General features: G+C 71.6%; 17 protein-coding genes. 13 read left to right on the top strand and 4 right to left on the bottom strand.

Translation table 11 applies throughout. The features are described from left to right. Window positions 1–7 precede the first annotated feature (7 nt). From VE614_RS27130 to VE614_RS27120, 3 genes are all read left to right on the top strand, one after another. Complete coding sequence (locus tag VE614_RS27130) at window positions 8–517, top strand: SigE family RNA polymerase sigma factor (protein WP_324942599.1); 510 nt, start codon at window positions 8–10, stop codon at window positions 515–517. Window positions 518–579: 62 nt separating this feature from the next. Further along, a complete protein-coding gene (locus VE614_RS27125; RefSeq protein WP_324942596.1) occupies window positions 580–1,848 on the top strand; it encodes a hypothetical protein in 1,269 nt (422 codons plus the stop codon). A gap of 189 nt (window positions 1,849–2,037) precedes the next feature. Further along, the gene (locus VE614_RS27120) at window positions 2,038–2,304 is read left to right on the top strand and encodes a hypothetical protein (protein WP_324942593.1); all 267 of its coding nucleotides are present in this window, start codon (window positions 2,038–2,040) and stop codon (window positions 2,302–2,304) included. Between the two features lie 430 nt (window positions 2,305–2,734). On the opposite strand, the gene VE614_RS27115 is transcribed toward VE614_RS27120, so the two are convergent. Genes VE614_RS27115 through VE614_RS27100 form a run of 4 tightly spaced genes read right to left on the bottom strand, consistent with a single transcriptional unit; the run spans window position 2,735 to window position 9,974 of the window. Further along, on the bottom strand, window positions 2,735–7,261 hold the full coding sequence (locus tag VE614_RS27115; protein WP_324942590.1) for a putative T7SS-secreted protein: 4,527 nt from the start codon (window positions 7,259–7,261) through the stop codon (window positions 2,735–2,737). Next, complete coding sequence (locus tag VE614_RS27110) at window positions 7,258–7,749, bottom strand: hypothetical protein (RefSeq protein ID WP_324942586.1); 492 nt, start codon at window positions 7,747–7,749, stop codon at window positions 7,258–7,260. The genes VE614_RS27115 and VE614_RS27110 overlap by 4 nt, the downstream gene beginning before the upstream one ends. After that, window positions 7,739–8,215, bottom strand: coding sequence for an SseB family protein (locus tag VE614_RS27105; protein WP_324942583.1), 477 nt, complete (start codon window positions 8,213–8,215; stop codon window positions 7,739–7,741). Before VE614_RS27105 ends, VE614_RS27110 begins: the two co-directional genes overlap by 11 nt. Window positions 8,216–8,273: 58 nt before the next feature. Further along, window positions 8,274–9,974, bottom strand: coding sequence for a chitinase (locus VE614_RS27100; RefSeq protein ID WP_324942580.1), 1,701 nt, complete (start codon window positions 9,972–9,974; stop codon window positions 8,274–8,276). Between the two features lie 368 nt (window positions 9,975–10,342). Between VE614_RS27100 and VE614_RS27095 the strand changes: the two genes are divergently transcribed. The 10 genes from VE614_RS27095 to VE614_RS27050 are packed head-to-tail and all read left to right on the top strand — an operon-like array spanning window position 10,343 to window position 19,447. Further along, a complete protein-coding gene (locus VE614_RS27095; protein ID WP_324942577.1) occupies window positions 10,343–11,191 on the top strand; it encodes a hypothetical protein in 849 nt (282 codons plus the stop codon). Window positions 11,192–11,239: 48 nt separating this feature from the next. Further along, complete coding sequence (gene cpaB / locus VE614_RS27090) at window positions 11,240–11,947, top strand: Flp pilus assembly protein CpaB (protein ID WP_324942574.1); 708 nt, start codon at window positions 11,240–11,242, stop codon at window positions 11,945–11,947. A gap of 9 nt (window positions 11,948–11,956) precedes the next feature. Beyond that, window positions 11,957–13,213 carry an AAA family ATPase gene (locus VE614_RS27085; RefSeq protein ID WP_324942571.1) on the top strand — a complete coding sequence of 419 codons (1,257 nt, stop codon included), beginning with the start codon at window positions 11,957–11,959 and terminating at the stop codon, window positions 13,211–13,213. Window positions 13,214–13,215: 2 nt separating this feature from the next. Beyond that, entirely contained in the window at window positions 13,216–13,611 is a 396-nt protein-coding gene (locus VE614_RS27080) for a TadE/TadG family type IV pilus assembly protein (protein ID WP_324942568.1), read from the top strand. A 1-nt stretch (window position 13,612) separates the two neighbouring features. After that, on the top strand, window positions 13,613–13,990 hold the full coding sequence (locus VE614_RS27075; RefSeq protein ID WP_324942565.1) for a TadE/TadG family type IV pilus assembly protein: 378 nt from the start codon (window positions 13,613–13,615) through the stop codon (window positions 13,988–13,990). Then, a complete protein-coding gene (locus tag VE614_RS27070) occupies window positions 13,987–15,324 on the top strand; it encodes a CpaF family protein (RefSeq protein ID WP_324942562.1) in 1,338 nt (445 codons plus the stop codon). The genes VE614_RS27075 and VE614_RS27070 overlap by 4 nt, the downstream gene beginning before the upstream one ends. 44 nt (window positions 15,325–15,368) lie before the next feature. Continuing rightward, window positions 15,369–16,313, top strand: coding sequence for a type II secretion system F family protein (locus tag VE614_RS27065; protein ID WP_324942559.1), 945 nt, complete (start codon window positions 15,369–15,371; stop codon window positions 16,311–16,313). Window positions 16,314–16,346: 33 nt separating this feature from the next. Further along, window positions 16,347–17,234: a DUF5936 domain-containing protein gene (locus VE614_RS27060; RefSeq protein WP_324942554.1), complete on the top strand. Its 888-nt coding sequence runs from the start codon at window positions 16,347–16,349 to the stop codon at window positions 17,232–17,234. Between the two features lie 12 nt (window positions 17,235–17,246). Continuing rightward, window positions 17,247–18,662, top strand: coding sequence for a sensor histidine kinase (locus tag VE614_RS27055; RefSeq protein ID WP_324942551.1), 1,416 nt, complete (start codon window positions 17,247–17,249; stop codon window positions 18,660–18,662). Further along, on the top strand, window positions 18,659–19,447 hold the full coding sequence (locus VE614_RS27050) for a response regulator transcription factor (protein WP_324942548.1): 789 nt from the start codon (window positions 18,659–18,661) through the stop codon (window positions 19,445–19,447). Before VE614_RS27055 ends, VE614_RS27050 begins: the two co-directional genes overlap by 4 nt. Window positions 19,448–19,456: the final 9 nt, after the last annotated feature.

The raw sequence follows: 19,456 nt of genomic DNA, 5'->3' as shown, positions 1-19,456 counted from the left end.
GGCGTGGATGAGACGAGGCCGGGCGGACGAGTACGCGGAGTTCGCGGCGGCGCGCGCCGCGCACCTGTACCGGTCCGCGTGTCTGCTCACCGCGGGTGACACCCACCACGCCGAGGACCTGGTCCAGGAGACGCTGGGCCGGCTGTACGTCAGCTGGCACCGCGTCAGCCGCGCCGGGAACCCCGCCGCCTACGCCCAGACCGTGCTCACCCGTACCTTCCTCGCCCACAAGCGGCGGCGCAGCAGCACCGAGCGGACGACCGACGTCCTCCCCGAGCGGGCGGACACCGCCGGCGGTGACACCTCGCTGCGCCTGACCCTGCTGGAGGCGCTGGCCCGGCTGCCCGCCAAGGACCGGGCGGTCGTCGTCCTGCGCTACTGGGAGGACCGCAGCATCCAGGAGACGGCCGACGCCCTGCACGTCAGCTCCGCCGCCGTACGCACCCGCTGCGTACGCGCCCTCGCCCGGCTGCGGGAACTGCTGGGCGAAGACCTGGCCGAGTACGCGGCGGCCTGAGAAGCCCCCTCCGGCGCGCACCCTTTCCTCTCACCTCACCACACACGAAACGGTGGTTCGGCATGCCCATGGAACCCACACGGGACCCCTTCGAGGACCGGCTCGGCGCCGCCCTGCGCCGGACCGGGGACACCTTCGACACCGACCGCCCCGCCCTGGTCGCCGCGGGTCGGACACGCGGCCGCCGTATGCGCATGCGGCGCCGGGCCGCGGTGTTCGGCGGCGCGGCGAGCCTCGCCATGGTGGGCGTGGGCGCCACGCTGATCCTCCCCGGGAACGGGCAGGGCGCGGACAAGAAGCACACCCAGTCCGTCGGGCGGACGGGCACGGCCGCCGCCGCGAGCGCCACCGCCGCCGCGTCCACCCCCCTCACCGACGAGGAGATGATCGCCGTGCTCACGTCGCTCCTCCCGGACGGCAAGGTGACCGGGGCGACCGCACAGGGCACGAGCACCGGGACGCCGTACGCGAGCCTGGTCTACGACGACGGCCAGGGGGCCGGCGCCGTCGCCGTCAGCCTGGGCCGGGTCGAGCCGGACAGCCAGACGGCCCGCGAGACGACCACCTGCCCGGACGCGGCGATGGTCCCGCACGACGCCTGCCGCACCACGCGACTGCCGGACGGCTCGTTCCTCATGATCTTCCAGGGGTACGAGTATCCGGACCGGCGGGTGGACACCAAGCGCTGGCTGGCGGAACTGGTCACCGCCGAGGGACAGCACATCAGCGTCAGCGAATGGAACGCGGCGGCCGAGAAGGACGCCCCGATCACCCGCCCCGAACCGCCGCTGACCCCGGAGGAACTGGAAAAGATCGCCACGGCCCCCGCATGGCGCGGCGCGGTCGACGCCATCCCCGGGAACCCGAAGGGCAAGACCCCCTCGGCCACCGAACGGCCCCCCGGCGCCGACGGCGACTCCATCGTGAAGACCCTCACGGAGCTGATGCCGAAGGGGCTGAAGGTGGTCTCCGAGGGCGGCCAGGAGACCGAGTACGGATACGCCGTCGTCGACGACGGCAAGGGCGCCACCCTCGTCCAGATCAACGTCCAGCCCGGCATGTCGGACGTAGCCGACCAGCTCTTCGGACCCGAAGCGGAGACCCTGCCCGACGGCACGCAGGTCATGGTCCGGCAGGGCCCGGGGGAGAAGGGCGGCGAGGGGGTCGTCATGTGGACCGTCGACACCCTGCGCCCCGACGGCCACCGCGTCGTGATCAGCGCCTTCAACTCCGGCGCCCAGCACACCCCCGCGACCCGCGAGACCCCCGCCCTGACGATCGGGCAACTCCGCGAGATCGCCCTCAGCGAGCAGTGGCTCACGCTGCTCTGAACACGGGAGGGGGCGACCACCCGGCTAGGCCGGCCGACTATCCTCGTGGCCCTCCACACGTTCCCGGGGGGCCCAACGACGATGACCACACCACCACCGCCCCACGGCCACCAGCCACCGCCCCCACCGGGCTTCGGCCCGCCCCCTCCCCAGTACGCACCCCAACCGCTCCCCGCCGGCCCGGAATTCATGGCGGTCGACCGCCACAGCTCGATCGTCGTCGACGCGGAGGGCGTGTCCTTCGAGATCAACGACGTGACCGCCGAGTTCCCGTGGCCGGAGGTCCGCAGCGTCCACTACAAGGCGAGCCCGTCGGGCAAACACCTCATGATGGGCGTCATCCACCTGGACGGCCGCTTCTACGAGTGCGTCGTGGAGGCGAAGCCCCGCACGAAACTGGGGGAGTGGTTCGCCCAGCTGCAGGCGGTGCTGGGGTTTTACCGGCCGATGGGCTGACGGTTCATCCTCGAAGGCGGCGGGGCGGCGCGCGGCCGACTTACCGGAAGGGGATGCAACAAAATCTGCTCGATATCCGTCGGCGGAACTCAGGAAGATGGTGACGGACCGAACAACACGTCCCCTTTCTTCTACTGCTCATCAACCCGCGACGGACGTGAGGATGACTCCTCGCTCCAGAACTGCAACTGCCTCACCGGACAGGTGGACTCTGGCAGTATGGGGCGGATCAATGAAGTCCATCATCCGCTCATAGCGATTGATCCAGTCAAGAGTGAAAGATGATGCGGCGCCGGCTGAATCCGACTCCGACTCGACGACGAACTGTTGTCCGGTTCGGGGTGCGCCGCCTACGCAACGAATGATGCATGTAGCCGCTGCCGTTTCTCTTTTTTCCACGGAGTAGATCTGCAGCTTCCCGACAGCGCTGTCATCCATGTCTGTAGGCCTCCGCCACGAATTGCCTTATCTGTTCTGACGATAGCTTGGGTATGTCCCATTCTAGGGCATCCGTGATATCCGCGTAGGACTTCAATCTCGGCACATGGATGCCCATGTCGGCTAGAATCGCGTGAGCGGCGCTGGAAGGAAGCTGAACTGCAGCTCTTCGAGCAAGTTCGGACGCGGGGAGGTTGACTCCTACTTCCGCCTCGGCGCGAATGTATCCCGGCATGGTGTCAATCCCATCGATTGCACTTCGCGGAATGAGCTGGACTACGGATTCGCCGAACTGTTCCGAGTGCCTGGCGAATGCGGTCGCCACGCCGGGATCCGTTGATGTAGGGGTGAACCCCGAAGCTTGAGTGTTATCGCTTGCATTGAAGCCTGTCGAGGTTCCACGGAAGAGATGCTCTTCTTCGGGACATCCGGTCGGCGCCAATCCCAATGGGTCGGCCCAGACGTGCGGATTGACCACGTAGGAGGCCGGGTTGGGCGATGGTGCGAGCCCAAGGGGATCGCTGGTGAGGTACCGCGCGGTTTCCGGGTCGTAGTGCCGGAAGTAGTTGTAGTGCAGACCCGTCTCAGGGTCGTAGTACTGGCCCGGGAAGCGCAGCGGGGTGTATGTCGTGCTGTCCGTCGCCCAGGCTGTCGTGCCCCACAGAGTGCTCCGGGTGCGCCAGGCGATCTCGCCCTGCTCGTCGACGAGTTCGCTCGGGGTTCCGACGAGGTCGGTGATGATGGCGAAGAAGCGGGAGTCGATCTCCTCCTGCGGGGCTTCGGCGGCGGCGAGGAGGCGTTCGGTCTGGGCCAGGGGGCGCAGGCCCTGGTGGTCCCAGGTGAGGGTGACCGGGTTCGGGAGAGCCGGGGATGTGGTCGTCTGCTCGCACAGGGTTGTGCCGTCCCAGGTGAACAGCACCTGTTCGGCCACCGTTTCACCGTCCTGCGCCAGGCGGAGTTTCGCGGTACGGCGGCCGAGTGGGTCGTACGTGTAGCGCCAGCGGGTGCCGTCCGGGGTGGTCACCGATGTGAGGCGGTCTTCCGCGTCCCACTCGTAGCGCCACGTGTCCGGCTTGCGGGAAAGGCGGGTCTTCTGGCGTAGGACTACGCGGCCGAGGCCGTCGTGTTCGTAGCGGACTCGGCCGGCCCGGGTGATGCGGGTGCCGGTGTACTCGCGGTCGCCCACCGCCTCCGCACCCGGGTGGGTGGCCGGCCAGGATGCCGAGGTCTGGTTGCCCGCCGCGTCGTAGGCGTACATCTCCGACCAGTTCGCCGCGTGGACGGCCGTCACGCGGCCCACCGGGTCCAGGTCGAAGCGGCGGGAGCCGGAGAGCTGGTCGTCGATGCCGGTCAGGTTGCCGTCGGCGCGGTAGGTGTATGTGCGGTGCTGGAGCCGTGCTCCGGCCGCTCCGGTCACCGACTGCGCCGTCAGGCGGCCGAGGTCGTCGAAGACGTGCTCCAGGGTGACCGTCTCGCCGATCCGGCGGGTCAGTTCGCGGCCTGCTTCGTCGTACGTGAAGTCGATGGCGCGGCCGGAGGCCACCATGCCTGTGCGGCGGCCGGCCGCGTCGTAGGACCAGGTCGTCGTCGCACCGGTCGGGGTCGTGCGGCCTGTTCGGCGGCCCAGGGCGTCGTAGGTGTATGTCAGGGTTCGGCCGTCGACCGTTTCGGCCAGCAGCCGGCCGTACTCGTCGCGGGACAGGGTCAGGGTCGTGCCGTCCGGGCCCGTCGCCCGGGCCAGCTGGTCCGTCGTGTCGTACGTGAACGTCGTGACCCGGCCCGCCGCGTCCTTGCGGATCACCTGGCCCAGCGGGTTGCGCTCGAAGGACACGGCCTCGCCGAGTGCGTTCGCCCGGGAGGTCAGGCGGCCCGCCGCGTCGTACGCGTACGCCAGCCGTCGGCCGTCGAAGTCCGTCTCCGCGATCAGGTGTCCGGCCGCGTCGTACTCGTACGACCAGGTCAGGCCCTGCGGATTGGTGACCTTCGTCAGTCGCAGTTCCAGGTCGTGGTCGAAGTCGTAGCGCACTCCGTCCGGGCCCGTCCGGGACGTCAGCAGGTCGAAGTGCGTGTAGGCGAAGCGCGAGACGCCGCCGAGCGGGTCGGTGTGGCTGGTGCAGTTGCCTTCGCCGTCGTACGTCCAGGTCTCGGTCGCTCCGTCTGCCGTCGTACGGCGGGACAACCGGCCTTCCACCGTCCACTCCAGGCGGGTCACCGCACCCGTGGGGTCCGTGATCACGACCGGGCGGCCGAACGCGTCGCGGTCGTAACGGGTGGTCGCGCCGAGCGGGTCCGTGATCTCCACGGGGAGTCCCGCCGCGTCGCAGCGGACCGTGGTCGTGTGGCCGAGCGGGTCGGTGACGGAGGTGAGGTGGCCGGCGTCGCTGTAGGTGAAGTGCGTGGTCCGACCGGACGGGGTGGTCACCGCCGTACGGTTGCCTCGGTCGTCGTACTCCTGGAGTACGGCCGTGCCGTCCGTGCTCACCACCCGCACGGGCCGGCCCAGTCTGTCGTATTCGGCCTTCGCCTCCCGGCCGTCCGGGCGGACGACCGACGTCACGTTCCCCGCCGCGTCGTAGCGGAACGAGGTGACGTGGCCCAGCGGGTCCGTGCGGGACAGCACGCGGTGGTAGCGGTCCCGTTCGAAGCGGGTGGTCGCGCCGAGCGGGTCGACCTCTGCGACCACCTGGGACAGGTCGTTGACCAGGTAGCGGTGGACGTGTCCGGCGCCCGTCGTCGCCGTCGTCGTGCGCAGGCCCGTCTCCGGGTCGCGTGCGCCGTACTCCAGGCGCAGGCTCATGTGGCCCGCGGCGCCGCCCTCCGCGGTACAGCGGTCCCGGTCGTCGTACTCGTACGTGTAGCCGCGGTCGTTGGTGTCGGTCCAGGAGGTGATCCGGCCCGCTTCGTCGTACGTGAAGCGGAGGGGCAGCCCTGACGAGTTCACGACCTCGGTGAGGTCGCCCGCCTCCGAGTAGCCGTAGCGGATCAGTTCCAGGTCGGTGCCGTCCGGGGCGGCGCCCGCCAGGTGCAGCGCCGTGATGCGGTGGTCCTCGGTCGTGATGCGGACGCGGTAGCCGCCGTTGTGGGCCAGGGCGAGCGGGGTGCCGTCCGGGGCGTACTCGAAGGTGATCCAGTTGCCGTTGCGGTCGTCGATCTGTTCCAGACGGGCGTGGTGGGCCGTCTGGTCCTCGAAGTGCCAGACCCGGCCCGTCGCCGGGTCGGTGATCGTGTAGCCGTCGGGGACGCGGCGCAGCGGCCAGCGGGGGCCCTCGGCCGGGTGGACCGGCCGGCCGTCCGCATCGGGGTGGGGATAGGCGAGGATCAGGCCGTCCTCGTGGAGGAAGACGACGCGTTCCGCCTCGATCTCCAGGCGCTGGTCGACGGTGTTCGACCAGGAGGGGCCGAACCATCGGCCCGCCCGGTAGCCCGACTCCGCGCGGCGTTTGACGACCAGGGGGAGGGTGCCGGGGAGCGTGAGATCCGTCTGCGGCAAGTACATCTTGCCGGTGGCGAGGTCGACGGGGTCGGTGGGGTTGCTGGCCGAGCGGCGGCCGGACTCGCTGTAGGTGCCTGGGCCGGAACCGTCCAGGTGACTCGCGCCGGTCCCCAGGCCGGTCTCCCGGCCCACCCCGTCGACTCCGTCCAGCCGGCGCGCCAGGCCCGCCGAGCCGCCCACCACGGCCCCGCCGCCGAGGCTCGGCGCCAGGTAGCCCAGCATCCGCACCGGGTCCTTCTCGAAGGCGTCCCAGGTGTTCGTCGCGCCTTGGTAGAAGTCCTTCGAGAAGGCGACGGGGTCCCGGACGGCCGCGATGCCGCCGTCGAGGAGCATCGCGCCGTCGTGGAGGTACGCGCCGGGCTCGGTCAGGAGGCGGCCCGGGTTGACCGCGATGGCCAGGTCGGCGAAGTCGTTCACGGCCTCCTTCGCGCCGCCCTCGAAGCGGGACCAGGCGCTCGGCCGGTCCGGGGCCTTCTCCGCTGCCTTGTTCAGCTCCCGCTTGGCGGTGGCGGCGGCTTCCTCGACGTCCTTGCGGGCGGCCTGGATCAGGCCGACCAGTTCGGCCATCAGGGTCTTGCCGGGGTCGGTCTCCGGCGGCTCGGCGGCCGTGGTGTCGCCCGCCTTCACCGACGCGTTGTGGTCCGACACCGCCTTGTCGTACGTACGCGACAGTTCCCGTGCGGCCGGGGCCTCGTTCTCGATGATCCGCCGGGTGAGGCGCTGCGCGCCGTCGAGGACGTTCCGGTAGGCCAGCACCGCCAGGCCGGCCGCGACGAACGCGTCCAGTGCGGTGTCCAGCTCCTTCGGCAGCCGTTTGACGGTGTCGCGGAACACCTCGGCCGCCTCGCCCTGCCAGGGGTCGGTGTTCAGTTTGCGCAGCTGCTCCGCGCCCTCACCGAAGTGCGCCGCGGTACCGGCCAGTTTCCTGATCAGTGCGTCCAGTTCGGAGGGCTTGCCCGGGACCCAGTCCTGGACGGTGTCCTCCGCGGTGATCCATGCCCGGCGGCGGAAGTGCGTCTCGGTCATCGCGGGGGCGCCTGCTCCTCGCCGTGGCCCGGCGCGGCGCTGTCCGTGCGGGCCGTGAAGTGCTGTTCCTTGCCCTCGATGCCGTAGCCCTCCAGCCACGTCGTCACCGGGCGGTCGTCCTCGTACTGCTCCCGCAGCCGGACCCGCCGCGCCTCGTAGCCCACCTTCGTGTCGGTGACGAGGAAGGTGTTGATCGCCGAGGCGAGCGCGGCCACGATGACGTCCGCGTCGTCGGCGATACGGCCGAGGCCGTGGCTCCACTTGTCGAGGAAGGTGTCGACGGCGTCCGTCACGTCGTTCGCGCCGGTCTTCTCGAGTGTGTTCAGCGCCATGAACTCGAGCCGTTGCTCCGCGCTCTCACCGGCGAGTCTGCGTGCCGCCTCCGTGGACTCCTCCAGGGGGCGCGCGATCGACTGGAGGAACTGCACCTCGTACTTGAACTCCCCGCCGTCGGCCCCTCTGGGGATCAGCCAGGATTCACCGCTCATCCGCCGCGCCGCCCCCGTTCCGGTACGAGATGTGCAGCACCGGCCGGGTGTCGCCGACGGCCGCCGACGCCAGCCGCACCGCGTGCTCCGACGCCGGGTCCAGCCAGACGTCCAGTCCGGGCGGCAGCAGGTCGAGTACGTCGGCCCCGGTGGTCGAGAACCAGGGGCCCTCACCGGCGAACAGGGCGAACTCGTCCAGCGAGGAGAAGACGGGGACGAGGCGGGCCGCATCTCCCGGCGTCGGCCCGCCCCGCACCAGGTCCAGCAGGCTGGAACGTGGCCCCTCGATGTTCTCGTCGGCCACGGCCGTCGGCGCGGGCACCGTCAGGAACCCCGGCTTCTCCGGCCGCTCGCAGTACACCCGCGCCCGGACGAACGTGTCGAAGACGTCCTGCGGCGGGGCCAGTCCCTCCCGCGCCCGCCGCACGACGTCAACCAGATCGCCGGCCTCCACCCCCGTACTCATGTTCGCAAAGATCACACGTGCCGGTTACGGAGCGCAAAGCGGCTCGTGTGTTTTCGGACTACGGCAGCGCGTGCACGTGCGGTCCCACCGCGTTCGACCACGCGTTGCCCGCCGTCGCGTCCCAGTTGGTGGACCAGGTCATCGCGCCGCGCAGGCCGGGATAGGTCCGCGGGGGCTTGAAGGAGCCGCAGTTGCTGCCCTTCGTCAGGCAGTCCAGCGCGGCGTTCACGACCGACGGCGGCACGTAGCCGCTGCCCGCTCCCCGGGTGGAGGCCGGGAGGCCGAGGCCCACCTGGGACGGGGCCAGGCCGTTCTCCAGCTGGATGCAGGCGAGGGCGGTGAGGAAGTCGACCGAGCCCTGGCCGTAGACCTTGCCGTCGCAGCCGAGCATGGAACCGCTGTTGTAGTACTGCATGTTGACGACGGTGAGGATGTCCTTGATGTTCAGGGCCGTCTGGAAGTAGGAGTTCGACGTCGACTGCATGTCGATGGTCTGCGGGGCCATCGTGATGATCAGCGACGGGCCCGCCTTCGCGGACAGGGACCGCAGCGCCTGGGTCATGTACGTCGCGTTGAGGCCGTTCTCCAGGTCGATGTCGACGCCGTCGAAGCCGTACGTCTGCATCAGGGAGTGCACCGAGTTCGCGAAGTTCGCGGCCGATGCCGCGTCGTTCACCGCGACCCGCCCGAGTTCGCCGCCCACCGAGATGATGACCTTCTTGCCGGCCGCCTGCTTGGCCTTGATGTCGGCCTTGAACTGGTCGACGGTGTAGCCGCCGAGGCCGGCCGAGTCCAGGTTGAAGGTGACCGCGCCCGGTGTGCTCGTCGCGTCGGCGAAGGCCACGGCGATGATGTCGTACTGGGCCTGGACGTCCGACAGCCGCTGGACGGCCGCCCCGTTGTCGAAGTTCTGCCAGTAGCCGGTCACCGCGTGCTTGGGCACGGAGCCTCCGCCGCCCCCGCCGGCCGGCGCGGTCGTCGCGGTGACGGCCGCCGACTTCGGTGACTCGCCCGCCGCGTTGGTCGCGGTGACCTGGAAGGAGTACGACGTGGCGGCCGCGAGGCCGGTCACGGTCGCCGAGGTGCCGGTGACCGCCGTGGCCCTGGCGCCGTTGCGGTACACGGTGTAGCCGGTCGCGCCCGAGACCGTGTTCCAGCCGAGGGAGACGGAGGAGGAGGTCGTGCCCGCGACGGACAAGCCGCTGGGGGCGCCGGGGATCGTCGGGGCCGGGTTGCCGCCTCCGCCGCCGTCGGGGCCGAAGACGGACACGTCGTCGACGTGGTAGGCCGCCTGGCCGTACCAGCCGTGGGTGTGGACCGTCACCGAGGTGGTGGAAGCGCCGGTGGTGAAGGTGGTCGTCAGCTGCTTCCAGGTGGTGGTGTCCGGGGTCCACGTCGAGACGTCCGTCGTGCCCGTGCCGGTCGCGCCGAGGTAGGCGTAACCGCCCCGCACCCAGGCGCTCAGCGTGTACGTCGAGTCGGGCTTGACGGCGACCGTCTGGGCGCAGCGGGCGTTGTCCTGGCCGGCGGGTGTGGCCTTCAGCGCGGCCGTGCCGCCGTGCACGGGGGAGGAGACGGCCGTACCGCTGCCCGCCGAGCAGGTCCAGTCGGCCAGGCCCGCTTCGAAGCCGGCGTTCCTCACGTTGTTGACGTCGGCGGCGGAAGCCTGGGTGGCGGTGGTGAGGGAGAGGGCGAGGGCGGCGGTGGCGGCGCCCGACCAGAGGCGGATGCGCCTGCTGCGTCTGCGTACGGGGTCCACTGGGGCCTCCGGTGGGGAGTGGGGGTCGTTCGGGACGACGGTGGCCACCGCTGGCCTCAAAGTTGGTCCAGACCAATTGAGTTGTCAAGGGTCCGGGACGAGAGGTCCGAGCGGGACGCCGAGCGGGCGCGAGACGATCGGAGCTTCTGGCCCCGGTTCACCCGAAGGGTGTCGCTTCACACCGCGGTGTGCACAACCTGCCCCGTTTTGCCGTGACTTGTGCGAAGGCAGTTGCCCGCGAGCTACACAAACGCTGTTCTCCGGTCACATGGCCGTGGATACAGTGCTGAGGTAGTCACGCAATGAAGTCACCTCGGTGCGCCGGAGTAACCCCGGCGGGCCGACCGGCGTGAGACGGGGAGCTGCGCGTGCCAACTGCCATTGCCGTGACCAGCGCCGACCTGGCGCTGCCACCGCAGGACGAGCGAACGCTGCCCGCCGTCGTCCTGGAGGACCTCGACCGGCGCCCCCTGGAGCAGGTCCTCGCCGAGGTGACGGCCGTCCTGGAGGCCCACGGCCACCTCGTCGTCGTCCACTCCACGGCCGCCCCCGCCGCAGTCGAACGCCGGCTGCGCATCGTCCGCTCCCTGCTGGAGACCGACCGGATCGCCCTCTTCAGGCCCGGACTGCCGCCGCTCGGCGTCGCCGTCCTCGCCCGCCAGCTGCGCCAGCTCGCCTCCTGCGACCTCGGCCCCGGCGTTCTCGCCTCCGCGGGCCGGCTGCTCACCCACTACATCCACGCCGGAGCCCTGCTCGGCTCGGTCGCCCGCCTCGACCGGATCCCCGTCGGCCTCAAGGCGCACGCCAAGTCGTGGCTGCCCGGCAGCCAGTTCGCCGTCGTGGCGCATCCGCAGCCGCAGCTCGTCCGCCTCGCCCCCGGCGCCTCCCTCACCGGACCCGAGTTCGCCACCTGGATGCTCACCGCCAAGGGCCAGCTCCAGTCCGACTGGGTCACCGGCACGCTCGGCCCGTCCTGGAGGGTCCAGGGCCTGCGCGAGACGGCGCTGCCCGCCGAGTCCGCCACCTGGTGGGGGACCGGCAGGCTGATCGAGTTCTGCTCCTACCTGCCCGACCTGTCCGTCCTCTACCAGCTGGTCGGCTCGGTCCGGCAGGGCGTCTGCCACTGGTGCGGCATCGACGTCATCGGCGACCGCTGTGTGTTCTGCTCCGCGACCGCGCCACCGCCCGACCGGCACCACCAGCTCGCCGCCGGGTGAGCACCCGAGAAACCCCGACCGCCACCCCCCGATGAGGTTCCCCGCGTCATGAACTCCCGTCAGCGCCGCGGCGTGATACTGCTCCTCCTGTCCGTCCTGTGCGCCCTCGGCGCCTTCGCGGGCGTCCTCTCCGTCGTCAACGACGTGAAGTCCAAGGTCGGCCCCGAGGTGACGGCGTACCGCCTGAAGACCCAGGTGGAGCCCTACACCCCGCTCAGCGCCGCCCAGTTCGAGAAGATCTCGATGCCGGAGCGGTGGCTGTCGCCCAACGCGGTCCGCGACCTGGCGGAGATCCGGGGCAAGATCGCCGTCACCGCCCTCCGGCAGGGTTCCCTGCTGCAGACCGACATGATCGTGGAGCGGCCCGCCCTCCAGCCGGGCGAGCAGGAGGTCGCCATCCTGATCGACGCGGCGACCGGCGTCGCCGGGAAGATCACCGCGGGCGCCCGGGTGAACGTCTACGCCACCTTCGAGGGCGAACGGGAGGGTGCCCCCGACCAGTCCAAGATCATCGTCACCAACGCCAGGGTCCTCGACGTCGGCGAGCTGACCGCGCTGAAGCCCGACGAGAACGACCGCGGCCGGGAACCCACCGACGCCGTTCCGATCACCTTCGCCCTCTCCGCCCTCGACGCCCAGCGCATCACCTACGCCGAGTCCTTCGCCGAGCGTGTCCGGCTCGCCCTGGTCGCGCCCGGCGGCGACTCCACGGTCCCCGACGCGGACCGGACGTACGAACTCGCGAAGGACAAGTGAGAGGCCCGCATGCCCACGAGGATCCTGCCGGCGGTCGGCGACGCGGACGCGGCCCGCTCCGTCACGACCCTGCTCAGCCAGCTCCCGGACGCCGAGCCGGTGGCCCCGGTGGTGGACTCCACCCAGCTCGTCGACACCCTCGCCCGGCTCGCCGCCGAGTCCGTCGACGAACTCCCCGAAGTCGTGGTCGTGCACGAGCGGATCGGCCCCGTGCCCGCCCTGGAGCTGATCCGTGAGGTCGCTCTCCGGTTCCCCGCGGTCGGCGTCATCCTCGTCACCTCCGACGCGAGCCCCGGCCTCTTCCAGGCGGCCATGGACGCCGGCGCCCGCGGCCTGGTCACCCTCCCGCTCGGCTACGAGGAACTGGCCAGCCGCGTCCAGGCGGTCTCCCAGTGGTCGACCGGCGTACGCCGTCACCTGGGCCACGGCGGTGACGTGTTCACCGGCGCCGGCGGCACGGTCGTCACCGTCAGCGGGGCCAAGGGCGGCGTCGGAACCACCGTCACGGCCGTCCAGCTGGCGCTCGCCGCCCAGGCCTCCGGCCGCGCCACCGCCCTCCTCGACATGGACCTCCAGGCCGGGGACGTCGCCTCCTACCTCGACGTCCAGTTCCGCCGCTCGGTCGTGGACCTCGCCGCCATCACCGACATCTCGCCGCGCGTCCTCGCCGACGCCGTCTTCCGCCACGACAGCGGCCTCGCCCTGCTGCTCGCCCCCGGCGAGGGCGAACGCGGCGAGGAGGTCACCGACCGCGCCGCCCGGCAGATCGTCAGCGCCCTGCGCTCCCGCTACGAGACGGTCGTCATCGACTGCGGCGCCCAGCTGACCGGGGCCGGCGCGGCGGCCGTCGAGATGGCCGACACCGCCCTGCTGGTCACCACCCCGGACGTGATCGCCGTACGCGGTGCCAAGCGCATGGTGCGCCTGTGGGACCGGCTCCAGATCCGCAAGGCCGAGGAGACCACGATCGTCGTCAACCGGCACACGCGCGCCACGGAGATCCAGCCCGCGCTGGTCGGCAAGATCACCGGCACGACGGTGGCCGCCGCCACCGTCCCCGCCCACTTCAAGGAACTCCAGTCCGTCGTGGACGCGGGCCGTCTGCACGAACTGGACAACCGCAGCACCGTCAAACAGGCCCTGTGGGCCCTCGCGGGCGAACTCGGGCTGGTCAAGACGGCGCCGGGGGACCGCCGGGCGGGCGGGCGGCTGCGCGGCGACCGGGGGACGGTGAGCCTTCGCAGGCGCCGGGACTCGGGGGGATGACCATGCGGCGCACGCGGATACGGAACCCACGCCACCGGGACGACGGCCAGGTCACCATCGAGTTCCTCGGCATGACCCCGCTGATCCTGCTCACGCTGGTGCTGCTGTGGCAGTTCGCGCTCCTGGGATACACCTTCGTGCTCGCGGGTAACGCTGCCGACGAGGCGGTACGGGCCGCCACCGCCGCGGCCCCGGGGGAGCGCCAGGGCGCCTGCGAGGCGGCCGGGCGGGACAAGCTGCCGGAGGCCTGGGAGGGAGGCGCGAGCGTGAGCTGCGTCGGCGAGGGCTTCGTCACGGCCACCGTGACCTTGGAGGTGCCCGTCCTGTTCCCCGGCACGGTCGCCTTCCCCTTCACGGTCGAGGGCCACGCGGGCGCCGTCGAGGAGGAGACGGACTGAGATGCCGTACGACAGGAGAGCGCGGGACCGCGGCCAGGTCGCCCTCGAATACCTGGGGTTCATCCCCGTCCTGATCATCGTCGCGCTCGCCGCCGTCCAGCTCGGGCTGATCGCCTACGCCGCCCAGCAGGCCGGCACCGCGGCCCGCGCCGGAGCCCGCAGCGCCTCCCTGGACGGGCCGTACGCGGCGGACTGCCAGGCGGCGGTGAGCGGGTGGCTGGCCGACGGGACGTCCTGCGCCGGCGGCGGAGGAGGCGACGAGGTGGAGGTCACCGCGACCGTCGACATCCCCTCCGTCGTCCCCGGCTGGGACTTCGGCGACGCCCGCAAGTCCGCCACCATGCCGCGCGACCACGGACCGAGGAGCACGGAGCCATGAGCCTGCGGGCACGTATCAACTCCCCCGAGGAGCACGGACCCCGGGGCGAGGACGGCCACCTGGTCGCCTCCTACCGCGCCAAACTCCTGGAGGAGATCGACCTCGCGGAGATGAGCGCGCTCGCCGCCGCCGAGCGCCGGGCCCGCCTGGAGCGCGTCCTCGGGCACATCATCAGCCGCGAGGGCCCCGTCCTGTCCACGGTGGAACGCGCCCAGCTGATCCGCCGGGTGGTCGACGAGGCCCTCGGCCTCGGCATCCTGGAACCGCTCCTGGAGGACGCCTCCATCACCGAGATCATGGTCAACGGCCCCGACGCGATCTTCGTGGAACGCGGCGGCCGGGTGGAACAGCTCCCGCTGCGCTTCGCCTCCAACGACCAGCTGATGCAGACCATCGAGCGGATCGTGTCCACCGTCAACCGGCGGGTCGACGAGTCCAACCCGATGGTCGACGCCCGGCTCCCGTCCGGCGAGCGCGTCAACGTCATCATCCCGCCGCTCTCCCTCACCGGCCCCACCCTCACCATCCGCCGCTTCCCGCGCTCCTTCACCCTCCACGAGCTGATCGGCTTCGGCTCCCTCGACGAGCCCATGCTCTACCTGCTCGCCGGCCTGGTGCAGGCCCGGTTCAACGTCATCGTCTCCGGCGCCACCGGCACCGGGAAGACCACCCTGCTCAACGCCCTCTCCGGCCTCATCCCGGAGACCGAGCGGATCATCACCATCGAGGACTCCGCCGAACTCCAGCTCCAGCAGCAGCACGTCATCCGCCTGGAGTCCCGCCCGCCCAACGTCGAGGGCAAGGGCCAGATCACCATCCGCGACCTGGTCCGCAACTCGCTGCGCATGCGCCCCGACCGGATCGTGGTCGGCGAGGTCCGCGGCGGCGAGTCCCTGGACATGCTCCAGGCCATGTCCACCGGCCACGACGGCTCCCTGGCCACCGTCCACGCCAACAGCGCCGAGGACGCGCTGATGCGGCTCCAGACCCTGGCGTCCATGTCGGACGTCGAGGTGCCCTTCGTCGCGCTGCACGACCAGATCAACAGCGCCGTCGACGTCATCGTCCAGCTCACCCGGTTCGCCGACGGCGCCCGCCGCGTCACCGAGATCGCCCTCCTCGACAGCCACGGCGGAGAGCCGTACCGGCTGGCCACCGTGGCCCGCTTCGACGCGCAGCCGATGACCCCCGACGGCCGCGTCCACGGCGCCTTCCGGCACTTCCCGCTGCCCCGCCGCACCGCCGAGCGCCTCTACCTGGCCGGCCAGCCCGTCCCGCAGGCCCACGGCGTCGCCCACAGCGCGGACCAGCTCGCGACCCGAGAGGCCAGGTAGAACGACATGGAGCCAGTGAAGCCAGTGGAGCCGGGCAGGACGCCATGGAACTGACCACCCTCGTCTCCCTGACGACCGGGATCACCCTGCTGACCTGCGTCCTCGCCGTGGTCGGCGGGCACGCCTACGCCACGGGAAGGGCCCAGCGCCAGGCCCTGGTCGACCGCCTCACCGCCACCGGGCAGGTCCCGCTCACCGGCCGCCGGCACCGCTTCCGCACCCTCGACCGCCGGCTGCGCCGTACCCGACTCGGCCGGCGCCTGGAGCTGCGGCTGGCCGCGACCGGACTGGACGTCACCCCCGGCGAGTTCCTCGCCGCGATGCTCGCCGCGGTCGCCGGCCTCTGGCTGGTCGGACAGGCGGCCCTCGCACCCTTCTTCGGCCCGATCGCGGGCCTGCTCGGCGTGTGGGCGGCGCTGCAGTTCCTCAACTGGCAGCGCCAGAAACGCATCGAGCGGTTCATCAGCCAGCTCCCCGAACTGGCCCGCATCCTGGCCAACGCCACCCACGCCGGGCTCGCCCTGCGCACGGCCATCGGCATGGCGGCGGAGGAACTGGAGGCACCCGCGGGCGAGGAACTGGCCAAGGTGGCGAACCAGCTCGCCGTCGGCGCGTCGATGGACGACGCGCTCGGGGAACTGGCGGAACGCCTCCCGTCCCGGGAACTGGTGGTCCTGGTCACCACCCTGGTGCTGGCCAATCGCGCGGGCGGCCAGCTGGTCGGCGCGCTGCGCAACCTGACGGAGACGCTGGAGGAACGCAAGGAGACCCGGCGGGAGATCCGCACCCAGCTCTCCCAGGTGAACATGACCTCGTACGCGGTCCCGGTCATGGGCGTCGGCTCCCTCTTCCTGATGAACGGGGTGAAGGACGGTGCCCTGGAGCGCATGACCGGCTCCCCGGTCGGCCAGGCCTGCGTGATCATCGCGTTCGCGCTGTACGCGGTCGGATTCGTGCTGATCCGCCGCATGTCCCGGATCGACGTCTGAGGCTCCGAGGATCCGAGAAAGGGGACCTGGGACATGGCACTGCTGCTGGCCCTGCTGATGGGCATCGGGGTCTGGGGCGTCTTCGCCGGGATCCGCATGTACCGGGCGGACGCCAAACTGCCCACCGACCTGGCGCTCGCCCTGGAGGTGGGCGCCACCCGCACGGGCGCGGTCGACTCGCTCGTCGACCGCCTCGGCATGCGGTACGCGCCCGCCGTACTGCGCCTGATGGGCCCCAGGCAGGTCGCCAAGTACCGCCGCAAGATCGACCTGGCGGGCAACCCCGGCGGCCTGACCATCGACCGCTACGCGGCGCGGCGGGCGGTGTACGGGGCACTGGGCGGCGTGGGCGGCCTCGTCTTCCTCCTCCAGGGCAACCTCCTCATGGCCCTCCTCCTGTTCGCCTTCGGGGCGTTCTGGACGGAGGTCGGCATCTGGTCGGCGATCCGGGTCCGCAAGGACGTCATCGAACGCACCCTGCCGGACTTCCTGGACGTCCTCGCCGTCGTGGTCAGCGCGGGACTCGGCTTCCGCCAGGCACTCGACCGCGTGGCGTCGCGCTACGAGGGCCCCTGGGCGGACGAACTCCGCATCACGCTCCGCCAGATGGACCTCGGCATGAGCCGCCGCCAGGCCTTCGCCGAACTGCGCCGCCGCAACGACTCCGAGCAGGTCGCCATGTTCGTGACCGCGTTGCAGCAGGGGGAGGAGCTGGGCGCCCCGATCGTGGACACCCTCGTCGCCCTCGCCAAGGACATGCGGCGCACCGACGCGCAGAACGCCCGCCGCAAGGCGGCCCGCGCCGTACCCAAGGCCACCATGATGATCACCACGTTCATGGTCCCGGCGACGATGCTGCTGCTGGGCGCCGGCCTCCTCCTGGGCTCCGGGACGGACTTCGGCACCATCACGGGTGAGTGACGGATGGCGACGATGTCGACGCCCACGGGCCGACGGGTGACGGGGTTGCGGGCGGCGGGGTTGTGGGCCGCGGGGCTGCGGGAGACGGGGCTGCGGCTGCGCCGGGGCTCCTGGAAGCCGGCGGGGTCCGGGCCGGCCACGGCCCCGCCGCCTGCCGCCGCCGCGCAGAACCCGGCGGCCCCGGCCCTCTCCCTCCAGGTCAACGCGCTCCAGGCGCTGTGCCGCCAGGTGTTCGGCTTCCGGCTGGCCATGATCGCCCTGGCCGCCCCCGCCGCACTCCTCAACGCCGCCCCCGGCCTGGGAGCGAACCTGGTCGGCGCGGCGGTCGTCGTCACCTTCATGGCGTCGTACGCCCTGTTCCGCGACTGGGAACGCTTCGGCCCCCTCCTCCTGCGCCACCCCACCCTGCTGGCCGCCGACACCCTCTCCGGCTCGCTCCTCCTCGTCTCCGCGGGCCCCGACACCACCCTCGCCTACGTCAGTGTCTGCACGCCCCTGCTCGCCGGCCTCGCCTACAGCTGGCGCGGCGCCGCCTGCTTCGCCTCCCTCCAGTCACTGATCCTCCTCCTGGTCGAGGCCACCCTGGCCCGGTCGGAGCACCGCACCGCCGCCGAGGCCCTGCTCCTGCCCGGCCTCTGCGTCATCGCCGGGGCGGCCGGCTCGGCCCTGCGCAACCTCATGCTCCGCTTCGGCGAGGCCACCCAGGCACTGACGGCCGTCCAGGCCCGGCTCGCGGCCACGGAAGCGGTCGCCGAGGAACGCGCCCGCCTCGCCCGCGAACTGCACGACTCGGTGGCCAAGACCCTGCACGGTGTGGCACTGGCCGCGGAGGGCCTGGCCGCCTCGGCGAACGCGCCGACGCCGGACGCGGCGGTGCTGCGCCGGCAGGCGGACCTCGTCGCCCGCTCGGCCCGCAGAGCCGCCACCGAATCCCGGCAACTCCTCACCGACCTGCGCCACGCCCCGAACCCCCCGGAGCCCACGGACCTCCTCGCCCAGCTCGCGGCGCGCACCGCGGACTTCACCACGCGCACGGCCATCCCGGCGACCTGCCACCCCACAGGCGAGCACCCCCTGCCCCCCGTCCCGCCCACGGTGGCCCGCCAACTGCTCACCATCACCGCGGAAGCCCTGGAGAACGCCCACCGCCACGCCTCCCCCACGAGCGTGCGGGTGAGCGTGGGCGTGGCGGACGACCTGCTCCGCATCAGCGTGTACGACGACGGCCGCGGCCTGCCCCCCGGCACCACCCTGGAACAGCTCCGCGGGGCCGGCCACTTCGGCCTCCTCGGCATGGTCGAGCGCGCCGCGTCCGTGGGCGCCCGCATCCGCATCGGCCGCGGCCCGCACCCCCGGGGCACCGAGGTCCGCGTGGACCTCCCCCTGGCGGCGCCGACGGCCCTGACGACCCCTGGCGACGCAGCATGAGGAGCCACGAGATGCCGTCCCCCTTCGACCCGCCCCCGCTCCCGGCACCCCTGCGGGTGATCGTGGCCGACGACAACCCGGTCGTCCGGGCCGGTCTGACCGCCCTGCTCTCCGGCCGCCCCGACATCACGGTGGTGGCCGAGGCGGCGGACGGCCGCGAGGCGTACGAGGCGGCGCGCACCCGCCGCCCCGACGTCATCCTCCTCGACGTCCGCATGCCCGGCGTGGACGGACTGTCGGCGTTGCCTCACCTCGTACGGCTGGCCCCGGTTCTGATGCTCACCTACAGCCGCGAGTCGGAGATCGTCCAGGAGGCACTGCGCCGCGGCGCGGGCGGCTATCTGGTCCACGGCGAGTTCACGGCGGACCGGCTGGTGACGGCGGTACGGGACGTCAAGGAGGGCAGGGCTCACCTCACGGCGACGGCGGCGGGGGCGCTGCTGGCGCGACTACGGGCGGAAGACCCTGGTCGGGATGCGGATGCAAACACTCCAACTACCTCAACTGCATTAGAGCAGTCGCCCATTTGGCCCGAACCGCTTTCGCGAATGCAACCACTTGTGGCACAGTCGCGGTACATGCTGAGCACCAGGGAGGCGGAGATCATGGACCTCATCGCGTCCGGCATGAACAACCAGCAGATCGCCGCCGCCTGCTTCATCAGCGAGAAGACGGTCAAGAACCACATCAACCGCATCTTCGCCAAGCTCCACAGCACCAGCCGCGCCGAAGCCACCGCCAAGTGGCTGGGCACGTCCCCCGACTCCCCCGGGAGCCGACGATGACCCCACCGC

This window comes from Streptomyces sp. (assembly GCF_035645055.1).
In the GTDB taxonomy this organism is placed as follows: domain Bacteria; phylum Actinomycetota; class Actinomycetes; order Streptomycetales; family Streptomycetaceae; genus Streptomyces.
This window is presented reverse-complemented; position numbering and strand designations above follow the sequence as displayed.

Excerpts from the sequence above, each read along its gene's own strand:
- VE614_RS27125 (WP_324942596.1), top strand. The coding sequence starts at position 580 with ATGCCCATGGAACCCACACGGGACCCCTTCGAGGACCGGCTCGGCGCC.
- VE614_RS27110 (WP_324942586.1), bottom strand. The coding sequence starts at position 7,749 with ATGAGCGGTGAATCCTGGCTGATCCCCAGAGGGGCCGACGGCGGGGAG.
- VE614_RS27085 (WP_324942571.1), top strand. The coding sequence starts at position 11,957 with ATGCCCACGAGGATCCTGCCGGCGGTCGGCGACGCGGACGCGGCCCGC.
- VE614_RS27060 (WP_324942554.1), top strand. The coding sequence starts at position 16,347 with ATGGCACTGCTGCTGGCCCTGCTGATGGGCATCGGGGTCTGGGGCGTC.
- VE614_RS27105 (WP_324942583.1), bottom strand. The coding sequence starts at position 8,215 with ATGAGTACGGGGGTGGAGGCCGGCGATCTGGTTGACGTCGTGCGGCGG.
- VE614_RS27080 (WP_324942568.1), top strand. The coding sequence starts at position 13,216 with ATGCGGCGCACGCGGATACGGAACCCACGCCACCGGGACGACGGCCAG.
- VE614_RS27055 (WP_324942551.1), top strand. The coding sequence starts at position 17,247 with ATGTCGACGCCCACGGGCCGACGGGTGACGGGGTTGCGGGCGGCGGGG.
- VE614_RS27120 (WP_324942593.1), top strand. The coding sequence starts at position 2,038 with ATGGCGGTCGACCGCCACAGCTCGATCGTCGTCGACGCGGAGGGCGTG.
- VE614_RS27050 (WP_324942548.1), top strand. The coding sequence starts at position 18,659 with ATGAGGAGCCACGAGATGCCGTCCCCCTTCGACCCGCCCCCGCTCCCG.
- VE614_RS27065 (WP_324942559.1), top strand. The coding sequence starts at position 15,369 with ATGGAACTGACCACCCTCGTCTCCCTGACGACCGGGATCACCCTGCTG.
- VE614_RS27075 (WP_324942565.1), top strand. The coding sequence starts at position 13,613 with ATGCCGTACGACAGGAGAGCGCGGGACCGCGGCCAGGTCGCCCTCGAA.
- VE614_RS27130 (WP_324942599.1), top strand. The coding sequence starts at position 8 with ATGAGACGAGGCCGGGCGGACGAGTACGCGGAGTTCGCGGCGGCGCGC.
- VE614_RS27070 (WP_324942562.1), top strand. The coding sequence starts at position 13,987 with ATGAGCCTGCGGGCACGTATCAACTCCCCCGAGGAGCACGGACCCCGG.
- cpaB (WP_324942574.1), top strand. The coding sequence starts at position 11,240 with ATGAACTCCCGTCAGCGCCGCGGCGTGATACTGCTCCTCCTGTCCGTC.
- VE614_RS27115 (WP_324942590.1), bottom strand. The coding sequence starts at position 7,261 with ATGACCGAGACGCACTTCCGCCGCCGGGCATGGATCACCGCGGAGGAC.